The organism is Limibacter armeniacum (assembly GCF_036880985.1).
Taxonomy (GTDB): domain Bacteria; phylum Bacteroidota; class Bacteroidia; order Cytophagales; family Flammeovirgaceae; genus Limibacter; species Limibacter armeniacum.
Genome location: NZ_JBAJNO010000009.1, coordinates 1594529 through 1615359 on the forward strand (window position 1 = coordinate 1594529; position 20831 = coordinate 1615359).

Here is a 20831-nt window from a genome sequence, read left to right on the forward strand (position 1 = left end):
TGGTTACAGCATTGCTTATTCAATAATAAAAGTTAACAAAATTCAATTATCCCATTATGCTTTATTGAAATAATTATATGTTAGAGCTTCTTATTTAGTCGCTTAACAATGTAATGCACACAATTTCGTATAAGTGTTTTTCTTATACTGTCCTAAACATGACGGTTTGACCGAATACCCCATTTTCCTGCATAAAAAAAGCGGATAAGCTACTCACCGCTTTCCGCCCAACTACTTTTAAATTTTAAAAAGCCCTTTAGCTTTTGACCATATTTGACTCCATTCTCCTGATCAAATTTTCATAACTGCGCTTCTCCTCATCTCTTAAAAATGCATCATAATTTCTGAGTGCTATTTCAAATGTCTCCGAGTAATTTTTTGATCTGCGATGTTGCTTCAGAGAGTAAATTTTCTTCATCGTGCTATTGTTTTGGTTAGTCCACATTTAATTACCAATCAGTATTCATTTTGTTTTCATCTACCCAAAAAAATCACTGTAATTTTGAATGTTTCACAGCTTCCTCTCACATACTAGATTCCTTTCTCTAACATTACCCTTACTCTGAGCATAAAAAAAGGCTTAGCCATCAGTACAGCTAAGCCAAGCAATGTTTCTAAAGGAAGATGGATTATGCCTTGAAAAAGTCTTTCAAACCTGTCAAAATACTTTGTGTTGCATAAGCCGCCAATATCAGCCCCATAATCTTACTGATTACAGTGATTCCATAATCCCCTATTCTCTCCTGTACAAAGCGAGCTGCCAGTAGCATCAAACAAGTAATACCAACTACAACCAATACCAGCAATGCTGTCATTGCCTGCTGCTGTATACTATAAATATTGTTGTCTGTCATCAGTACTACAGCCATGATTGCTCCCGGTGAAGCCATTGATGGAATCGCAATCGGAAAGACTGTAACGTGCTTGTAATCTCTGATCAGATGCTTCTCACTCTCAGGTTTACCTTCTCCAAATACCATCGTCAGTGCAAAAAGAAAGAGAATAACTCCACCAGAAATCTGAAATGCACTTAAGGTGATATCCATTCCCTCCATGATCATTTGACCTACTACAATAAAAAAGAGTAAAATAAAAAACGCCAGAATGGAAGCTCTTATCGCAATCATTTTCTTATGCTTGTCGTCAAATTGCTTGGTTGCTTCCAAGTAAACGGGCACAGTTCCAAATGGGTCTATTACGGCAATCAAAAAGAAAATCGTGGAAATAATATCAGACATACGGTAGAATTTAGTGGACTAAAAAATGCTATACTTTTCTATAACCGAAATTATGTAACTAAAGTTGAACCAACTTGCTTAACCATCACTAAAGTCTTGTCTGCTTTTGAACAAAAACAGGAATCCATTAGCTTCGCTAAAACTATTTTTAAAACTAAAATAACTTCTGTCCCAAGCAGATAAACCCTGACTATGACTACAAGCAAATCTCTACTTATTCTTTTATTTATACTGACTACACAGTCCATAAATGCCCAGTCGCCTACCTTTTTTGCAACAGGTGGTTTTCCCTTTATAGGCACTTATCAAAACAATGGCTTTGTACCTGATAAGTCTTTCCAACCAACTGTAATCAACAGTCGCTTCAAGAAGAACATGCCACTTCACACCATTTCTAAGGATGGCAAAATGCTACAGCTTTCCATTGAGCAAGTCAATACCGAAAATATAGGAGATATCGGAATAGATGCACCTATCCAATATATTGACCAAAAAAGTCCACTGCTGGAATGGTCTTCTACCATAAAGATTAAAAGTTTTGCTCCTACTATTGCTCCTGTTTCACCACAAATTGAGGCAGAAATCAGAGCTCTTATTTCGGCACAATACGATGTAATACAACAAAAAGTAAAGCAAAAGATGTCTACATCTGACACCTCCCAATCATGGCAAAAACACTGGAATCTAGTACTTGAAACCATTCAACAAGCACGGGGAAATATACAACTTGAAGGCTTTCAAATTCAAGAAGAGTTGGATAAGGTCTTTGTTTTGGTAAACAAAAGCATCTTTATCTATTCAAAAAAAGAGGGGCATATCACCTATAACCCCTTTGATATTTTAATCGCCTATGACAGCCTATCCTCAACTGAGGCAATACCTATTTTATATTTCAAAATAGAAGGTAACCCTGATCTATTTATTTTATGCGATGCTTTTGATGGGTACGACGGATCTTATCGCTTTATCTTAAATGCAGCCACAGGCAAGCCGGCAATCTACAGCACCACCATTTAACCAAAACTATTTATCCATTTCAACTGGCATAAGTGTTTGGTAAGCTGGAGGCAAAGTCTGTTCAATTCTGTGAAATAAGCTACTAAAGTCCAATTGCTCAAAAACCTCTACCCTATCCAATGAAACACTTTCTGACTCCATCTCATATTTTACAATGAGGTAACCAACATATGGGGAATATTGGTATTGCTTTTCAGGTATTTTCTCAATGTAATAGATGGCATAAAACTCCTTCAGGTTTTCCTGATTTAACCAAGTTTTAGAAGGCTCGTTTATCATACGTGCCTTATTGTCTGTCTTTTGATTAACCAAACTGTTAAAGTTAGCTGTTACTTTAGCTGTCAGTTGTTGAAACATATCACTCTCGCCTGAAATCAGGTGAAAACTGTAAGGGATATAATCCCTAGATATAACCGCATCAGGCAACGCTTCAGAGACATCGGGAGTGATGTATACATAATACAACCCTTTAGGGTTTGATGGGGTCAGGAAAATCACCTTAACACTATTTGCCCATGCTTCTGGAAAGTTTTCCAATTCAGCACATAGCTTTTTGGATGTTTCCAACATAAATGACTTATCAGGATCAATGTCTAACGTGATTTTAATATTGAAAGTAGAAAACTGGATATTGCTATACGAATTACCCATATGCTTTCTGATGGTTTCTTCCATCTCATACTCCTCGACAGCATCCTCATAAAGCTCTCTTAACGTTGGAGAGTTTTCACGATAACCATAGCTAAATTCACCAGTTTTGGCATCCCAAAAAGAATGAAACTGAATCTGTTCATTGTCCTTATCAGCAAGTACAATCACAAACATATTTGGATTCATATTCCCTTCATTGAAGAAACGTTCTATCTCTACAACTTTCCAGATATCATCATAGTCTTCTTTTAATACCTCCTTTAACCTATGTTGTGCTTTCCTTTTAGATATACATGACTGGCAAAATAAACCTACCAATACAATCAATACAGCAAGACCAATTTTATACATTTCAATTTCATTTTGTGAAGTCGTGAACAGCAAAGTAGAAGTAAATATAAAACTGAAAACTTATACCTTAGTATACTGTTACTATATTTCTATTAAGACATACAGGGACTCATTTTGGTGATTTTTTTAAAATACTAACGGCATGATAAACAGGATTGGAATCATATCAGATATTCATGGCAATAGCCTTGCACTGGAAGCAGTAATTGAGGATATGGAGAAAAACCATGTCAATACTATTCTCAATCTAGGAGATTCACTTTATGGTCCACTGGACCCTGCCGGAACATTCGAGCTTATTTCAGAGTTGAAGATGATTAGTATCTCGGGCAATCAGGATAGGTTTATTCTTGAAAGCAGAGAGTTCAAAAACAAGTCCAATGCTACACTTGAATTTGTACTGGAAACGCTTCCGGAAGATGCTTTTGTTTGGTTACAACAACTGGAGCAGGTAGCGGAATGGAATAAATTTTTCCTGTGTCACGGTAACTTACAACACGATGACGTGCCATTGATTGAAACATTTCAGAATGGACAAGTCCACAAAAAAGACCCTAAGACACTGGAAGAAGAAATCATGCAACTGAAGCAACCGATTATCTTATGCGGTCACACCCATGTACCTCATATATTACAGCTTCAGGAAAGCAAGAAATGGGTCATCAATCCGGGCAGTGTAGGGCTTCCTGCCTATGATGACGATTTTCCATTCTACCATAAGATGGAATCTGGTTCCCCATATGCTAAATACACAATACTTGACCTTGAAGAGGACGAAGTAATTTCGATCTCACAAAGAAATATCAAATACGATTTTGAACACGCTGCCCTTCAGGCTGAAAAACTTAATCGTTCGGATTGGGCTTATTGGATCAGAACAGGGTTAGTAAAATAAAGACGCTTTTAAAGTTTTATCATACAATGGAAATAATTGATCTGAGCCAAGAAATATATGTGGGGATGCCTGTTTTTAAAGACCTTCCACAATTTAAGATGACAATTCACAAATCACATGAAGAATGGGACAAAATTGAGAATCCTGTAACCAGAACACCCAGTGTTCATCGGTTGGAACTTGGCGAACATACAGGAACCCATGTAGATGCCATTAACCATATGGCTCGTGAATACGAAGGACAGTCCATTGATACTATGCCCCTTTCAATGTTTTATACAGAAGGCATATGTCTGGACTTTTCTCATAAAGGGCTAAAAGAACTGATAGAACCTGAAGAAATAGAAGAGCAATTACAGAAAGCACAACTTGAAATAAAACAAGGTGACACAGTACTGATCTATACAGATCACTTCAGAAAATACTTTGGAGGAGAAGATTGGGGCAAAGGTCCAGGTGTTTCGGCTAAAGCTGCCCGTTGGTTAGGTGAAAAGAAAATTGCAGCATTTGGCGTAGAGACCATGTCTCCTGGTGTATCCGGCGTCTCCAACAAGGAAGTACATCATATTTGTGGTGAATTGGGTTTTACTCATTACGAAAACATGGTCAACCTGTATCAGCTGATAGGACGCGGCAGGTTCCGTTTTATTGGCTTACCTCTTAAAATCAGAGGAGGCACAGGTTCTCCTGTTCGGGCTATTGCTGTATTTGAATGACAATTAAGTTTCAGAATAACTGATTGACAATCCTCTTGTACGTTTGACCGATAGGAATTTCTGTTTCACCAATCATGATTCTGTTTCCCTCTATGACGTTGATCTTTGGAATGGAAACGATAAATGACTTATGTACCCTCAGGAAAGTCGCTTCCGGTAGCAGACTTTCAAAGTAGGAGATTTTCTCATGGCTGAGGATAATCTCCTCTTTCAGGTGCAGCTTGCAGTAGTTGCCATAAGCTTCAATAAATAGAATATCCTCCCAGAAAACCTGATGGTGTTTTTTGTCTCCCTTGACAAAAAAGCTGCTGACAGGATCAGCCATAGGCGTAGACGGAAGGACTTTCTCTTCTTTTGGCTGTGTTTGCTTAGTGTTTGTTGCCTTGTTGACAGCCTGTACAAGGCGCTCAAATCGGAAAGGCTTTAATAGGTAGTCTACCACATTCAGCTCATAACCTTCCAAGGCATATTCCTGATAGGCAGTTGTAACGATCACCTTCGGAGGATTGGTAAGGGTTCTGAGAAAGTCAAACCCTTTCAGCTTAGGCATATTCAAATCCAGAAACATAAGGTCCACCTCATTATCGTTCAAGAACTGCATGGCTTCCATCGCACTGTAGCAGTGTTTTTTCAGTGACATATGCGGTAGCATATCACAAAAACCTTCAATAAGGTCATGCGCCAGAGGCTCATCATCTACGATAATATAGGTAATCATATAGTCTGTATGCTTAGGTTTACTTGAAACTGTTCTCCTTCTTCTTTTATTTCCAAATGATGTCTGTGAGGATAAATCATGGACAACCTGCGCTTCAGGTTTTCCAATCCAATCCCTTTTGTTTCGCTTTTTTCCGAAGGATCAAAATTATTACAGATTGTAAAGTGAATTACATCATCTGTACTGCTGAGCGTCATATGGATATAGGCATCAGCTTCCAGATTTTCAACCCCATGCTTGAAGGCATTTTCCAACAAAATAATAAAGAGCAAAGGCGCTACTTTCACCTCTTCCTGACAGTGTGAATGATCAAACTGTAAATCAACTTTCTTATGATAACGTATGCTATGCAAATCTATATAATGCTGCAAATAAGTAACTTCATCTCCCAAAGATACAAGGTCTTTTTTGCCTTCATAGATGGTGTATCGCATCATGTCTGAAAGCTTCAGAATTACTTCGGGTGCTTTGTCTGAATGCTGTACCGTCAGTGCATAAAGGTTGTTTAGGGTATTGAAAAAAAAGTGTGGGTTTACCTGTGTTTTCAGTAAAGCCAACTCAGCTGCTGCCTTGTCTGCCTTCAGGGATTTCAGCCACTTCCATTGCTCATAAACCCATAATACAAATACAAGCGGAATGGGCAACAGGAACCAAATGATGACAGAGGCCTTATGTTCCTGCTGATAAACTTCAAAACTTCCTGATGCCAACCGAACATAAGTCCAGTAAACAAAAATCAAAGCATAGGCAGCGATAAAGTAAGGGCTGTATTTTTTGAAAAATGTCGGCACTACCAAATAGACACAACCCATCCAGAATGTGATAATCATAAAGATGGACAAGGGGTTATCAGGAATATTCAGGTAAGAATCCTGTAAGATCATCACTACCATCAGCAGGATAAGCAACAAGACCTTCTTAACCGTATGGTGCCGCTTTTTGAGAAAATGGTAGTAGTGGAATGGCAAGGAGAGTACTATCCACCAAAAGATAAAAAGTATGGTATTGACGGTAACTTCACTGCTGTCAATTCTTATAAAACCGATTGAACTCAGCAATTGTGTCAATACGCAAAGGGTACCTAACCCCATTAGAAAACCCTTATATTTCTTTATCCATCTTAACATACCCCAAAATTAACTTCTGACCCAAACTTCCCTAATTAAAAGGATAAACGCATCAATTTTTGGCTTCAACCCATTCGTTTTTTATACCAACCTGTTTCAGCATTGATAAAGTAAGGTTTGTCATGCCTTATTGGGTGTTGCTCATTCTTTTTTTCAACCACCCAAAGTCTCCATTACTTTCATCAAAAATCAATTAAAAACATTTCTGATGAATAACTTAACAATCAAACAGCTGAGTAAAACCTATCCAAATGGCGTAAAGGCACTTCAGGATATTAACCTGACGATTTCGAACGGGATGTTCGGATTGCTGGGCGCAAACGGGGCTGGCAAATCAAGCCTTATGCGTACCATTGCAACATTGCAGACACCTACTGCAGGGGATATTATTTTCAATGGACAGTCCATTCTTGAAGATCCTGTCTGTATCAGACAATTTTTAGGTTACCTGCCTCAGGAGTTTGGGGTATATCCTAAAATTTCTACTGAAAAACTACTCGATCATATTGCGGTATTGAAGGGCATTGTCTCATCAAAAGACCGTAAGGAGCAGATAAATGCTTTGCTGGAAAGAACCAACCTTTATCAGCACCGCAAGAAAGCTGTCCACACATTTTCGGGAGGCATGCGTCAGCGGTTTGGGATTGCACAAGCATTGTTGGGGCAACCCAAAATCATGATCGTGGATGAACCGACGGCAGGGTTGGACCCGCAGGAACGTAATCGTTTCCTTAACCTGCTGAGTGAGATAGGGGAACAGGTAATCGTGATTCTCTCCACCCATATTGTAGAAGATGTCTTGGGACTTTGTACTGACATGGCCATTCTAGCCAATGGGCAAATCATCAAGACAGGTGCTCCGGCCAGGATGGTTGCCGAATTGGAAGGGCAGATTTATACCAAAACCTTAACCAAGGAGGATACCCATACGCCTTTTGCAGAAAAGGTGCTTTCGAGCCGACTGGTTGCAGGGCAAACACAAATACGTGTAAAAGCAAACCAACTGCCTGAAGGGGGATTTGAAAAAGCCAATCCCAATCTGGAAGATGTTTATTTTGAAGCTACCCAAAACCTGAACTAATGCTGATCAACTTACTCAAATTTGAATGGCTGTACCAACGCAAACAATTGGCACTTCCTATCCTTTCCATGATTATGCTAGGCTATGGACTACTGGTTGGCGGACAGGGACATGCTCCTTCTGGACTGAACTTTAACTCAGGCTACCAGATTCATTTCTATACTGGGATTTTCACTTTGGGAGCCGCATTTATTGCCATGTTTTTTTCTATCAGTGGCGTTATCCGTGACAAGCATCATGGCATGGAAGAAATCCTTTACAGTACAGCACTCCCTAAGCGACAATACTTCCTGAGCAGGTTTATGGGGGTGTATGGATTTACCTTGCTAAGTATTACGCCTTTTACAATTGGATTTATGTTGGGGTCTCTGTCTCCTTCTTTGGATCCAGAGCGAGTAGGGGATTTTGACTTTTTTACTTACCTGCAAAGTTGGTTGATCTTTATCGTACCGAATACTTTTGTCTGTACAGCGGTGGTATTTACGGTTGCATTGCTGACCAAAAACAGGCTAGCCACTTATATCAGCGGGATTTTCCTTTATCTGCTGTATATGATGAGTTCGCTAGTACTCAATTCACCTATCATTGCCAATACCCCTCCAGCATCCGAAGAAAGCTTGGTTATGGCATCATTAGCAGACCCTTTTGGAATGGCAGCCTTTTTTGAGCAAATACAATTTTGGTCCATTTACCAGAAAAATTACCAGTCACTTTCTTTCACTGGCTTCCTGCTTTGGAATAGGGTATTGTGGAGCAGCTTGCTAAGCCTAGTGCTGTACATTGGTTACAGGGTATTTTCTTTCAGAAAAGTTCAACGGGGAAAGAAGACAGATAAGAAGAATACCATATCTGCAGGTAGGATAGGATATTCATATCATCCTGTTTCTGTTGTGATTAACTTTAACATGCAATGGAAAGCATGGAGGTCACTGGTCAAGTTAAAGCTGCAAACTGTTTTCAAGAGTCTTCCTTTTTGGGGAGTAATGTTGCTTTGGCTAGCATTGATCATTGGGGAGTTTTATGGGAATGTAATCGTTGGTGGTCAATACAACAACAGCAGCTATGCTACCACACATTTGCTCGTCAGGTTGATGGGAAGGCCATTGGAACTCTTGGGACTAGTATTGATTCTGTTTTATGCAGGAGAATTGGTTTGGGCAAAACGTGACTATCAGTTTTCAGGAATTGTAGATGCTACTCCTGTCAGCAATGCAGCGTTCTTTTTAGCCAATCTGACAACTGTATTTATGCTGCCACTGTTGCTGTTGACTTCCGGTATTCTTGTGGCAATCACTTTTCAACTAGCTACATCCTATCCGGTATTTGATTGGTCTATGTATGTTGCTACCTACTATTTTTATGGCGTACCGCTACTGTTTTACAGTCTTTTTACACTTTTTGTCCAAAGCATCATTCCGAATAAATATGCAGGAATGGGACTGTCAGGGTTATGTATCCTGATGTTTGCTTTCTTCTCCGTTCATATTGGCATCGAACATCCTTTGCTGAGGCTGGGCATGATTCCAGTTCCCAATTATACAGCCATGAACGGATACTCCGCAGCCATCAAGCAGATTCATCACCTATCGTTTTATTGGCTTTCAGTTGGAGGTGTATTGGCTGTGCTTGCCTTTAAGTTTTCTCAAAGAGGAATAGTTACCAGTTTAAAAAACAAATGGCCAAAGGTATGGCTAGGCTGGTCCATTCCGCAACAATTGATGCTGGCATTGTTCACGCTGATGCTCTTGGTGTCAATGGCAACTGTATTTTACCATACCAATATTGCATCACCATACCTGACATCTAAGGAGCAACTTGACTTGCAGGAAGCTTATGAGTCGCAATACAAACAGTACGATAGTTTGGACAGGCTGAACCATATTTCCTTTAACACGGAATTGGATCTTTATCCTTCACATAACTCTTATCATGTAAAGGGACATCACCTTTTAAAGAATAAAAATGAGAACCCTATCTCACAGGTTTTTATCAATGAGCGAGAGAAGCTAAGCAAAATTTCATTGGAAGGCGGACGACTGGAAGCCTATGATTCCATTCAGGGTGCCTATCTTTTTCGGTTTGACAAACCTATTGCCCCACAAGACACCATTGCTTTGGAATATGAATTGACTTACAAACCCAAAGGATATGCCTTTAATAAGGCAATTGTCAAGAATGGAACTTTCATTCCTATAAGAGATTTTGAACCTATGTTGGGCTACAGTACAGGCAAGGAAATTTTGGATGCTTTTGAAAGAAAGAAAAGGGGACTGCCACCATTAGAGGTTACCGAAGATGCGGAAGTTCACCTGATGCAGGATAAGCAGACGCTAGGTAAGGTAAATTTTGAAGCTATTATTTCAACAGAAGCAGATCAGCGGGCAATCACATCTGGAAACCTAGTTAGGAAATGGACTTCAAATGGCAGAAACTATTTCCATTACAAAACACCGATCAAGGTTTCTCCTTTTATCTCCTATTTCTCTGCGAGATATGAAAGTGTTATTACAGATTATCAAGGAATTCAAATCGAACAATACTACCATCAGGGACACGACTACAATTTGGATTGCATAAAGACGGCTACCCAGGAAGCACTGGCATATTGCCTCCAAAATTTTGGAGCCTATCCATTTGACCATTTGCGAATAGCTGAGATTCCGGGGCATTGGGGCTTTGGAGGAACTTCACACCCAAGTACCATCAGTATGGTAGAGGATAGACTATATCTGGTAGATCAAAGAGATACCACAGCATTTGACCTTGTCAGCAAGCGGACTATCCATGAGGTTGCCCATCAGTGGTGGGGAAATAGTCTTTCGCCAAAGGTAGTGGAAGGAGCCCCACTTTTTGTGGAAGGGTTTGCCAAATATACAGAAGCAGTAGTCTTGGAAAAATTAAATGGAAAAGGTTCACTATACCAACTGAGTGAAACGGCAAATCACCAGTACTTTTCTGGGAGGTCATTCACCTCTAATCCAGAGTCACCTATCTATTTACAGGATGATGAGTTTTACTTGGCGTATGGAAAGAATTACACGGTTATGATGGCCTTACGAGACCTGATTGGGGAAGAAGCTGTCAATACAGTCCTGAAAAAGTTGGCGGATAAATATCGGAATAATGCTGAACTTCGCTTGACAACGCTAGAGTTTATGGATGAGGTGTATCAGGTATGCCCAAAAGCATATCATCAGTTAGTTGATGACTGGTTCAAACGTGTCATAACCTATGACTTGTCCATTCAGCAGGCTGAAGTTTTACCTTTGACAAATGGACAATTTCAAATTGATTTCCAACTGAATGCTCAACGCTTTGAGATGAATAAGTCGGGAGATCAGAAAGAAATCACATTGGATGAACCTATCAGGATTGGTATATTCAATACTCATCCACGAAATGTCAGGAAAGATCAGGGTATGCTTTATTGGGAAGCACATAAGCTGACCAATGGCACTACAAATATGAGAATTATCGTAGATCAAAAGCCTGCTTATATTGGAATTGATCCATATGGCTTTCGAAATGATGAAAATTTGTTTGATAACCTGAAAGCACTGTAAAGCAATATACAAAAGGAAGTAGCGCATTTAGCCCTACTTCCTTTCTCATCAAACTACTAGTACAATTTTACCCGCTCCGTGATTCCCTTCCATAAATTGGTGGGCCCCTTTCAGCTCCGAAAAAGGGAAAAACTTACCTATCTTAGGCATCAACTCCCCTCTTTCAATACTTCTGATGAATTCCTGAAAAGCCTTATCCCCCACCCTTAGCTGTCCACTGTCATAGACTGTCAGATACACTGCGGCAGGAATAAAATCCATAGGAGCAAATTCATTCAATGACCATTTTTCAGAAAGCATACCTGTCATACAAACACAGCCACCTTGTACTACACAGCTCAAGGAATCCTTGAGTGTTGGTGTACCGACTAGTTCAAGTACTTTATTCACCTGAATGTCTTCTGCCTTTACTTTTTCTGCCAAATTTCCAGCATCAATCAAAACCTTTGCGGCTCCATTTTCGATAAGAAATTCACTTTTTTCTTTGTTACGGGTAGTGGCTATAACTTGTAGCCCATACTGTCTAGCTAATTGTGTTGCCAACAAACCAACAGAAGAAGTACCTCCACGAACCAATAAGGTTTCTTCAGGCTGTATTCGAAGTGCCAAATGCAGTGAGCCATAGGCTGTCTGAAACATCTCAGGTAAAGCGCCCAGTACTTCCCACGAAAGTGTACTTTCAAATGGCGTAATAATCTGCATTGGCAATACAGTGTATTCTGCATAACTGCCATCATATTTGCGCCCCATTTCTCCCATAAAAGCAGCCACCTTCTGTCCTTTTTTGAAAGTACCTGAAGGATCTTCCTCTACCTCACCCACACATTCTATTCCCAATACTCTCGGAAATGTGACATCAGGTGAAAAACCTTTTCGGGTCATCAGTTCGGCACAATTCAGTCCAAAGGCTTTCACTTTCACCAAAACTTCTCCTTCGGCAGGCGTTGGTATATCTCTATTCTCAATTGAAAAACTCTCTGGACCACCTGGGTGGTACAATACGATGGCTTTCATATTTATTTGGGTTTTTGGTTAAGAAAAAATCAGGGTTAAAATACTTTTAAATAATTGATTGACAACCTATTCAAATGTATCTAATATACACATAAACAAGGATACAACTTTAGATTTTTGTAGTACCGCTATCTACAATATTTAATAAAAAAATAGAGCCGAAGGCACACACACGCTTCGGCTCCTTAAAAAATATATACTGATGAAAGTAAGCACTAATAAGCTTCCTCTGCTGATGGGAAATCCTGACTTTTCACATCACGATGGTAAGTGGCAAAAGCATTTGTCATGATTTCCTCTAGGTTTGTGTACTGCCTAACAAACTTTGGCGAAAATTCCTGATTCATTCCCAACATATCATGAGAGACCAGTACTTGCCCGTCAACCTCATTACCTGCGCCAATACCAATCACGGGTATACGTAATGACGAGGCAATCTCCGCCGCCAAAGTGGCTGGCACTTTTTCGAGTGTAATACTAAAACACCCTGCCTCTTCTAGCAATCGTGCATCTCGTTTCAGCTTTTCAGCTTCCTGATCCGTTTTGGCTCTTAATCCAAAACCTCCATATTTATGTACAGACTGTGGCATCAAACCCAAATGCCCCATTACAGGAATGCCTGCCGCAATAATTTTCTTGATATCAGGTAAAAGCTCCTCCCCTCCTTCGATCTTCAAGGCTTCTGCTCCTGTATTTTTAAAAATAGTAGTCGCATTTTCCACCGACTTGTAAGGGTTTCCACTACAGCTACCAAATGGCATATCTACCACCAGCAACGCACGCTTTAAGGCTCTTCTTACCGATCTTGCATGATACATTATCTCCTCCAATGTAAGCGGAATCGTTGTATCATAACCTGCCATTACATTGGCAGCAGAGTCTCCCACCAAAACGGCATCAATTCCAGCCTGATCTATGAGTTTCGCCATCGTAAAATCATATGCTGTCAGCATACTAATCTTCTCCTTATGTTGCTTCATTTTCTGAAACAACTGAACAGTCACTTTATTGACACGCTGTGGCTTGGATATGGACATAATTAAATATTCAAAATGGATGTATGTAAATGAATACGACTCCTTATAACCTCACCTTCAGAAATGGATTTTAGACTACTTAGTCAAACTTTTATCTCTAGTTTTCACAAAAGCAAAAGAGGCTAAGCATATAAAAAATCACACAAAAGGCGACTTTTATTGTTTTCAATATGAAGTCAACTTCAAGAGTTATTTGAATAGGCAAAAGTCCTTACTCTTCAATAGAGTATCCATGCATAAAAGAAAACATTGTATGTCTAAAAGTAATATTGAGAGCACAACCAGTGAAGTACCATTCAAAAGCATAGAGATTTCTGCAATCACCCATAAGATTGGAAGTCCCTCAAAGGTATCAGGACTAGCCCTGTATGACTCCCTACAAAACCCCACTGAGTTTATCTTTGAAAAACCCTTTCGTTCCAATCACTTTTCTATTCTCATTGTTACTAAAGGAACGCTAAAACTAAAAGTGAACCTTCTTGAGTATACATTACAAGAAAGTGAAATCATTATCATACCACCATCTGCCATTAGGGAGTTCACATTCCAGCAAAATATCCATTTCAAATCCATTCTATTCACTCAGGAATTTCTAAAGCAATCTGCATTGATGGGGAAATACCTCAGCATAGCCAATTTTTTAAAAGAAGGGATTTCAACATGCCAAAAGCTAAAACCAGCAGATTATAACATCATCTTACAGCTTATAAAAACACTGACAGACTTACTTAACAATGAAGCATTTCATTCCAATGACACAGAGGTTGTTAATAGTATTTTTAAAGCAACCCTATTAAAAATCAGGCAGTATTATGATGAGATGCATATAGATAATGCTGTCACGTCCACCGTAATCTACAGGTTTTTGAAGTTACTCTCAGAACATTATTTGGAGCATCGGGAAGTGACATTTTACGCTGAAAAATTGCACATGAATGAAAAGTACCTTACCCAACTGCTAAAGAAAAAGACAGGAAAGACAACAAGGGAGTTCATTACCGAAATGGTCAATATAGAAGCGAAAGTACTACTTAACAATAAGCAGCTAACGATCAAAGAAATTGCGCATCACCTGAATTTTATGGATCAGTTTCATTTCAGCCGCTTTTTTAAAAAATACGTTGGTATATCACCTAGTCAGTACCGTAAATCAAGTTAGCCTCTCAAGAATATACATATTAGGTTACTAAGACTTGTTTCTCTAGACTAAAGTGGGCACCGTATTTCTGTTTGTGTTGAGGCTAATTCAAAAACATTTATTTGATATATCAAACAATTTGATATTTTTGCCTTATAAAACACAGACAATATGGAATTTAAGACACCCACTTCAACTGTTCTATACTCAATAGAAGAGACTATAAAGGCATATCGCAAACTGTGCACAAAAAATATCTCAGAAGTAATACCAGATATCACTGTTGATCAGGCCTTGATTCTAATCATCTTGAACAAGAACAATAGCTACACACAAATGGAGCTAGCAGATCTAGTTTTCAAAGATTATGCTTCCATTACAAGGATATTGAAACTGATGGAAAACAAAGGCTACATAAAAAAGGAGATTGATACCAATGATAAGCGACGCTCATTTGTAACAATAACAGAAAAAGGCAAAAAAGCCATTTTGCTATTAGACCCAATAATAGAACTCAATAGAAGTACTGCTTTAAAAGGAATTACTGAAGCAGAGCTCATACAATTATTTGACTTACTCAAAAAAATAACTCAAAACTGCACTTACTAAAATGAAAAAAGCAATATACATATTAACTATCTTTTCTGTTTTCTCTTGTAAACAAGAAAAAAACACCCCACACCAGGACAAGAAAGTAACTGAAATCAGTCATTACCTTGACTCTTTAGAGGGCTTCAGCGGCACTGTCTTAATAGCCAAAAACGACAGTATCCTATTAAAAAAAGCTTATGGATTTGCTCACTTAGGACACAAAGTAAAAAATAATACAACCACTAAATTTTCATATGCATCAATTGGCAAATCATTTACAGCAATTGCCATATTTCAACTGATTCAGGATGGTAAACTATCATTAGATACTCCAATTGGAAAAATCTTACCCAATTACCCTAATAAGATTGCAAGAGACTCATTGACAATTGAAATGTTATTATCCCATAGGAGTGGCTTACCCAATTATTTTAGATCAGAAAAGTATATCAATACTTCAAAAGAACAATTTAGAACCATCGCAAGTATTGCTCCTCTATATGAAAACCAACCAATGGAATCCAAACCAAACGAACAGTTTTCGTATAGAAATACAAACTATATATTGCTTGGTCGAATCATTGAAGCAGTGACAAAAACGCCTTACAATGAGTATATAAAAGAACATATCTTTTCAGTAACACAAATGGAGAACACGGGCAATTTTGATGCTGATCATTCCATTGAAAATGCTGCTGAGAATTACACATTGTCAGATGTCTACCCCAATAAACTTCAAAAGACCTTTTTTATGAGTGCTGTTAAAGGCAGTCCAGCTGGTGGAGGTTATTCAAACGTAGATGACTTGTACAAATTCGCAACCGCATTTAAAAACAACCAATTAATAAACAGCAAGTATACCACGCTTATGAAAACCGAACCATCAAATGGTTCTTACGGTTACGGAATGCAATTCGCTGGTGCAAAAGGTTCAGGCATATATGGACACAGTGGCGGACATTTTGGAGTAGGTGCTGAATGGAGGGTTTTTGAAAAGCAAAATTACACTGTAGTTCTGCTCACTAACAAAGACCTAGACCAAGGATTCTTAGACGCACGCTTTTTTATAGAAAAAACAATTACTGGTCCTACACCAAAGCTGGATAGTTACTTTTTCACTAAAAAAGTGATCAAAGCTTATTTAGAGAATGACATTGCATATGCAGAAAAGGTTATAACAAACTCTAAAATTGAATTATCCGAACTTGACATCAATGCCAAAGGTTATGAAATGATCAAAAGAGGTTTTTACAAGAAAGCTATTGACCTATTTGAACTTGAAGTATTAGCCTTCCCTACATCCTATGATGCATTTGATTCTCTTGGTGAAGCTTATATGATGAGTGGCGACATCAAAAAATCAATTGAAAACTATAAGAAAAGCCTTGAATTGAATCCTGAAAATACAAATGCAAAAGAAAAAATAAAAGAATTAATGAACAGCTAAATATTATTACTTTATTCAAAATAAGAAGTGAACTTGAATAAAAACAACTGGTTACTGATGTTTCTTTCACAGTTAGCAAAGTCATTACTCAACATGAAAAAAACTGGACACTCACAACTCATTTCAGTATTTTACTTAATGCTTTTGATTGTTTTTGTCGGTTCCTGTACAAACCAAAACACTTCTATCAACAAACCCACAGAAGTTTCCATAACTAGTAATGAAAGTGAAACGGACTCAGTTTTACGACTAGAATTCCACTCTATGATACGATCTGTTTTTGAAGACAGTAAGGGTAATTTTTGGTTTGGAAGCGACAAGGAAGGTGTATGTCGATATGATGGAAAATCATTCACTTATTTTTCAACAAAAGATGGTCTGTGCGATAACCAAATTAGAACAATTCAAGAAGATCAGCATGGTCATATTTGGTTTGCAACAGGAAATGGAATCAGTAGTTATGATGGAAAAAAGTTTACCACACACACTTCTAAACCTTATGCTATAAATACGCTCACTGCATCTAGTATTTGGAAAAAGGAAGCTAATGACCTGTGGTTCAATGGAGAACTTGAAGGAGGTATTTACAGGTACGATGGCGAACACCTTAATCTATTAAAATTTCCTGTGGTAGACCCAAAAGGTGAATCATTTAGTATTGCTGGAACTGTCACTGGCATAAGTCAAGGTAAAAACAATATGCTTTGGATTGCCAATTATAGAGGAGTAATTGGGTTTGATGGTAAATCCTTCGCTTTTATCAGTGAACGCGGTATAGAATATCATGTCCGAGGTATTCTAGAAGACAGTAAAGGAAACCTTTGGATTGGAAACAATGGAATCGGAGTACTATTTTATGATGGTAAAACGACCGTCAAATTATCAGATAAAATCACTCCTAAACCTACCTCTTCAAACAATTTCCCCTATCATGTTTTTACGGTAGCAGAAGATCACCAAGGCAACATTTGGTTTGGAGATAGAGATTCTGGTGCATGGTGCTACAACGGTCAGACTTTAACCAATTACACTACTTCTGATGGTCTGACTAATATGTTTGTAAGAGTAATTTACAAGGATAAAAAGAATGATTTATGGTTTGGTTTAGCAGATGGTAGTGTCTGTAAATTCAATGGAAAATCATTCGATAAAATGTTTTAGTTTAATTGAGTAACAATCTAGCTTCTTAAACCAGACATTTCATTTATAAAACAAACCCCTTGTAAGCTTTAAGAGTTTACAAGGGGGTTTAAATTTACAGTAAGTGGCCTCGCCAAGAATCGAACCTTTTTATATGTATTAACAATATCTTGATTTAACTTACTAAAAACACTACTTTTTCATCACTTATCCATATAGAATTAGGCTGTTTTTTGTAATTTTTATACAGATTTTGTGCAACAACTGTGCAACATTTTAAAAGCACAACTTCAGTGTGAACACTTACACAAGCCTAGACTGATGATCAACTTCTATCTTAAAAATGTGGGAAGGGGCAAGACTTCCTCCATTGCACTCTACATATCCATTAATGGAAAACGGATTTTCTTTGGTACCGGACATTCCTGCAAACCTGCCGATTGGCTGAAGAAGCGTCAACGCACCCGCAATAATGAGGAAATCAATGCAAGGCTTTCACGTATGGAGACTGAGGTTATCCAATACTTCAGGAAACAGGAAGGCAAAGCCCTGCCAATGGAGGAGGCCAAAGAGCATATTCGGGAGCTTATCCGTATGGTGAATGGAAAAGTGATACTGCAAGAGGATCACCATATGCAGTTTTGGGATGCCTGGAATGAATTTCTTAGGATCAAGCAGGTTGAGGTTTCGGCTGCCCGCATGAAAAAGCTTCGGTCTACTGAAAAACATATGAGGGCTTTTGAGCAAGGCCACCTCAAGTTTAAGTTTAACCGCCTTGACAGCAAGCTGTTTGAACTGATCACGGCTTTCCTTTTGATAGACCAGAACCTAACCAACAACTCTGCCAGCTCCTATATTGCCACATTCAAGACATTCCTGAACTGGACACGAAAACATGAGTACCACAACAGTAGTGCTTTTGAGGATTGGCATATCAAGCAGGAACAAGCGGACACCTTTGCCCTTACTGAACAAGAGTTGGAGCGTATTATTCAACTTCAACTTCCTGACCGACTCAGTCGTGTAAGGGACTTGTTTGTATTCCTATGCCATACCGGACAGCGGTTCGGTGATACCCAAAAAGAACTGGACATCAGGGACGGACGTTTCTGGTACAATGTACAAGGTAAAGGGAGAAAAACTTTTCCTGTTGTAATACCCCTTTCGCCTACGGCACTGTCAATCCTGAAGAAGTATAACAATGCGTTGCCGAAAATTTCCAACCAGAAAGCAAATGAATACCTGAAGGAGATTGGCCAGTTGGCTGGAATGGATGCATCCTTTACCGTGATCCGTTACCAAGGCAGCCGTAAGTTGGAGCAAAAGCAACCAAGGTGGCAATTGCTCGGAACGCATACCGGCAGGCGTACCTTTACCACGTTATCACTGGCACGGGGAATGAACCCTGAGATGGTCAAGGCGGTTACGGGACACAGTGACCAGAGGAGCTTCCAGAAATATGTCAGGCTGGTAGACAGCCAGAAGCGGGAAGCGGGAAGCCATGGAGCAGTTCTGGGCTGAGTAGCCAAATGTATTTAGGCAAGGAAGGAGTAAGTATACAGTACCATTACAGCAGGTAGCCCCAAATGGGAGACAAATAGGAGAAAGGTACTAGTTAACCTAGTTTGTGTAATGGGGTAGTGTGTTGGACAATTACAATGTTGGTCAGTGGAGGAGGGGAAGAACCTGCTGCTCCTTCAGGCCGGTGTACAGGCAGAACTCCGTAATGGTGACGAGTTGCTTTGGCTCCTTGCCGTACTCCTTGCGGATGTCGGAGAGGATGCGGCGGGCAGTGCGTTCGCTTTTGCCGGTCAGGAGCTGGATGTCCTTGGGGTAGATGCAGATTCTTTTCATATGGTCGAGGTCAGGTTAACATTGATTACAAGATAAGGATCAGGGAGGTGAATCGGGAGGACAATGGCGGTAATTTCCTGCCAGAACGGTCAGGGTGGTCGGTGAGGTTTGGAGTTGTGGTGGCTGGCTGGGTATTATCGGGGAAAGGCTCCCAAAGGTGATGCCTTACTTTTTTTCAACCAGTGTTTAACCTAATTACGACAACAGCCTATGGCAACGGTACAGAACCCGATTATCGGCAGGGCAAGTGGCACAATGGCCAATGCGGTGTTTTCCACCTGGAAGGGCATCAACGTGCTCAAGTCCAAGCCACTTTCCAACAACTCGAATACGGATGCGCAGCAGAAGCAGCGTGGCTTCTTCAAGACGGTGGTCTCGATGCTGAAGTATTTTTCACAGGCAGCAAGGATTGGTTTTTATGAAAGGGCGCAGGGTACTTCCTACACACCTTGGAACCTGTTTGTGAAGAGCAATACGGCGGCTTTCACTTGGGATGAGGCCAACGGGACGGTGGTGCTTGATGCAACGAAGTTTACGGTAAGTGATCCGGCGGGTAATGTGCTGGACACGTCAGGTGGAACAGCCACTGGTGACTATACCAATATTACGCTGAACTTCCCTGCCAATGCAAATGCCAACTACCATATCCTGATGCTGAACCAGAACAGCTACACGCCTGAGGCGGTGGTGGTGCACGAAGGGCAGTTGGATGCCACAGGGCAGGCGGTGATTCCGAGGAACTGGGATGATTCGGATGAGTATGATGTATTCTACTTTTTGGATGATGGGGTGAATGTGAGCCGCAGTGCGGGCTTCTTGATATCGTAACAGTTTTTTGCTTGCATGGACATATGAATGGGCAAGACCACAGGCTTCGGGAGGGGCTTGTGGTTTTTGTATTTAGATTACAGTATTGAGTAATAGCATTTATCACAATTTCCATAATCTAGTAAGCCTTTTCAGTTTTCATCATTCTGAATAAAGTCATTTCTCCTCTAAGCTTGAATATACCCTTAGGGATTGTGTGTCTCTTGATGTCACTGCTTTATCTCTTCCGTGTCTAACTACAGCTATTATACAAAGGGTGCTTTTGCATTGGATAGGGTGGTAATGAGTGGGAGGTGATCAGGGGGGCAGGTCACTATCTGGTGTGGGTGAACTTCAATATTAAAAGTAAATATAAGCCCGCTAATTAAAAGTTTACTTCGGCTATACTCAGCTACCACTACCAGATTTCTGAGTGGATTTATGCT

At 39.6% G+C, this 20831-nt stretch carries 19 protein-coding genes; 11 read left to right on the top strand and 8 right to left on the bottom strand.

From position 1 onward, the window contains the following. Positions 1–256: 256 nt before the first annotated feature. Positions 257–418: a hypothetical protein gene (locus V6R21_RS24335; RefSeq protein ID WP_334246131.1), complete on the bottom strand. Its 162-nt coding sequence runs from the start codon at positions 416–418 to the stop codon at positions 257–259. A 211-nt stretch (positions 419–629) separates the two neighbouring features. Beyond that, on the bottom strand, positions 630–1238 hold the full coding sequence (locus tag V6R21_RS24340; RefSeq protein WP_334246132.1) for a MarC family protein: 609 nt from the start codon (positions 1236–1238) through the stop codon (positions 630–632). A gap of 192 nt (positions 1239–1430) precedes the next feature. Here V6R21_RS24340 and V6R21_RS24345 point away from each other — a divergent pair, with 192 nt between their 5' ends. Further along, positions 1431–2255, top strand: a complete 825-nt coding sequence (locus V6R21_RS24345; protein ID WP_334246133.1) for a hypothetical protein — start codon at positions 1431–1433, stop codon at positions 2253–2255. A 6-nt stretch (positions 2256–2261) separates the two neighbouring features. On the opposite strand, the gene V6R21_RS24350 is transcribed toward V6R21_RS24345, so the two are convergent. Beyond that, positions 2262–3257 (bottom strand): hypothetical protein, encoded by a 996-nt coding sequence (locus V6R21_RS24350; protein ID WP_334246134.1) that lies wholly within the window; start codon positions 3255–3257, stop codon positions 2262–2264. Between the two features lie 142 nt (positions 3258–3399). Here V6R21_RS24350 and V6R21_RS24355 point away from each other — a divergent pair, with 142 nt between their 5' ends. Both V6R21_RS24355 and V6R21_RS24360 read left to right on the top strand, forming a co-directional pair. Continuing rightward, positions 3400–4152 (top strand): metallophosphoesterase family protein, encoded by a 753-nt coding sequence (locus V6R21_RS24355; protein WP_334246135.1) that lies wholly within the window; start codon positions 3400–3402, stop codon positions 4150–4152. 26 nt (positions 4153–4178) lie between these two features. Continuing rightward, positions 4179–4868, top strand: a complete 690-nt coding sequence (locus tag V6R21_RS24360) for a cyclase family protein (RefSeq protein ID WP_334246136.1) — start codon at positions 4179–4181, stop codon at positions 4866–4868. Between the two features lie 10 nt (positions 4869–4878). On the opposite strand, the gene V6R21_RS24365 is transcribed toward V6R21_RS24360, so the two are convergent. Together V6R21_RS24365 and V6R21_RS24370 are read right to left on the bottom strand one after the other, a co-directional pair. Further along, positions 4879–5586 carry a LytR/AlgR family response regulator transcription factor gene (locus tag V6R21_RS24365; protein ID WP_334246137.1) on the bottom strand — a complete coding sequence of 236 codons (708 nt, stop codon included), beginning with the start codon at positions 5584–5586 and terminating at the stop codon, positions 4879–4881. Next, positions 5583–6713, bottom strand: a complete 1131-nt coding sequence (locus V6R21_RS24370) for a sensor histidine kinase (RefSeq protein WP_334246138.1) — start codon at positions 6711–6713, stop codon at positions 5583–5585. Before V6R21_RS24370 ends, V6R21_RS24365 begins: the two co-directional genes overlap by 4 nt. Positions 6714–6921: 208 nt before the next feature. On the opposite strand from V6R21_RS24370, the gene V6R21_RS24375 reads away from it, so the two are divergent. After that, positions 6922–7794: an ABC transporter ATP-binding protein gene (locus tag V6R21_RS24375; RefSeq protein WP_334246139.1), complete on the top strand. Its 873-nt coding sequence runs from the start codon at positions 6922–6924 to the stop codon at positions 7792–7794. Continuing rightward, positions 7794–11357 carry an ABC transporter permease/M1 family aminopeptidase gene (locus tag V6R21_RS24380; RefSeq protein WP_334246140.1) on the top strand — a complete coding sequence of 1188 codons (3564 nt, stop codon included), beginning with the start codon at positions 7794–7796 and terminating at the stop codon, positions 11355–11357. The genes V6R21_RS24375 and V6R21_RS24380 overlap by 1 nt, the downstream gene beginning before the upstream one ends. A gap of 48 nt (positions 11358–11405) precedes the next feature. Here the strand turns inward: V6R21_RS24380 and V6R21_RS24385 are convergent, their stop codons facing one another. Together V6R21_RS24385 and panB are read right to left on the bottom strand one after the other, a co-directional pair. Then, positions 11406–12371 (bottom strand): zinc-binding alcohol dehydrogenase family protein, encoded by a 966-nt coding sequence (locus tag V6R21_RS24385; RefSeq protein ID WP_334246141.1) that lies wholly within the window; start codon positions 12369–12371, stop codon positions 11406–11408. Between the two features lie 215 nt (positions 12372–12586). Continuing rightward, positions 12587–13408: a 3-methyl-2-oxobutanoate hydroxymethyltransferase gene (panB, locus tag V6R21_RS24390; RefSeq protein ID WP_334246142.1), complete on the bottom strand. Its 822-nt coding sequence runs from the start codon at positions 13406–13408 to the stop codon at positions 12587–12589. A gap of 253 nt (positions 13409–13661) precedes the next feature. Here panB and V6R21_RS24395 point away from each other — a divergent pair, with 253 nt between their 5' ends. The 5 genes from V6R21_RS24395 (at position 13662) to V6R21_RS24415 (ending at position 19245) form a co-directional block, all read left to right on the top strand. Then, the gene (locus V6R21_RS24395) at positions 13662–14567 is read left to right on the top strand and encodes a helix-turn-helix domain-containing protein (protein WP_334246143.1); all 906 of its coding nucleotides are present in this window, start codon (positions 13662–13664) and stop codon (positions 14565–14567) included. Positions 14568–14717: 150 nt separating this feature from the next. After that, positions 14718–15155 carry a MarR family winged helix-turn-helix transcriptional regulator gene (locus tag V6R21_RS24400; RefSeq protein ID WP_334246144.1) on the top strand — a complete coding sequence of 146 codons (438 nt, stop codon included), beginning with the start codon at positions 14718–14720 and terminating at the stop codon, positions 15153–15155. A 1-nt stretch (position 15156) separates the two neighbouring features. Beyond that, positions 15157–16584, top strand: coding sequence for a serine hydrolase (locus V6R21_RS24405; protein ID WP_334246145.1), 1428 nt, complete (start codon positions 15157–15159; stop codon positions 16582–16584). A gap of 93 nt (positions 16585–16677) precedes the next feature. Next, a complete protein-coding gene (locus V6R21_RS24410) occupies positions 16678–17745 on the top strand; it encodes a ligand-binding sensor domain-containing protein (RefSeq protein WP_334246146.1) in 1068 nt (355 codons plus the stop codon). Positions 17746–18045: 300 nt separating this feature from the next. After that, complete coding sequence (locus tag V6R21_RS24415) at positions 18046–19245, top strand: site-specific integrase (RefSeq protein WP_334246147.1); 1200 nt, start codon at positions 18046–18048, stop codon at positions 19243–19245. 144 nt (positions 19246–19389) lie between these two features. Here the strand turns inward: V6R21_RS24415 and V6R21_RS24420 are convergent, their stop codons facing one another. Further along, positions 19390–19578, bottom strand: coding sequence for a hypothetical protein (locus tag V6R21_RS24420; protein WP_334246148.1), 189 nt, complete (start codon positions 19576–19578; stop codon positions 19390–19392). Between the two features lie 255 nt (positions 19579–19833). Between V6R21_RS24420 and V6R21_RS24425 the strand changes: the two genes are divergently transcribed. Then, positions 19834–20406: a DUF6266 family protein gene (locus tag V6R21_RS24425; protein WP_334247604.1), complete on the top strand. Its 573-nt coding sequence runs from the start codon at positions 19834–19836 to the stop codon at positions 20404–20406. The last annotated feature ends 425 nt before the right edge of the window (positions 20407–20831 follow it).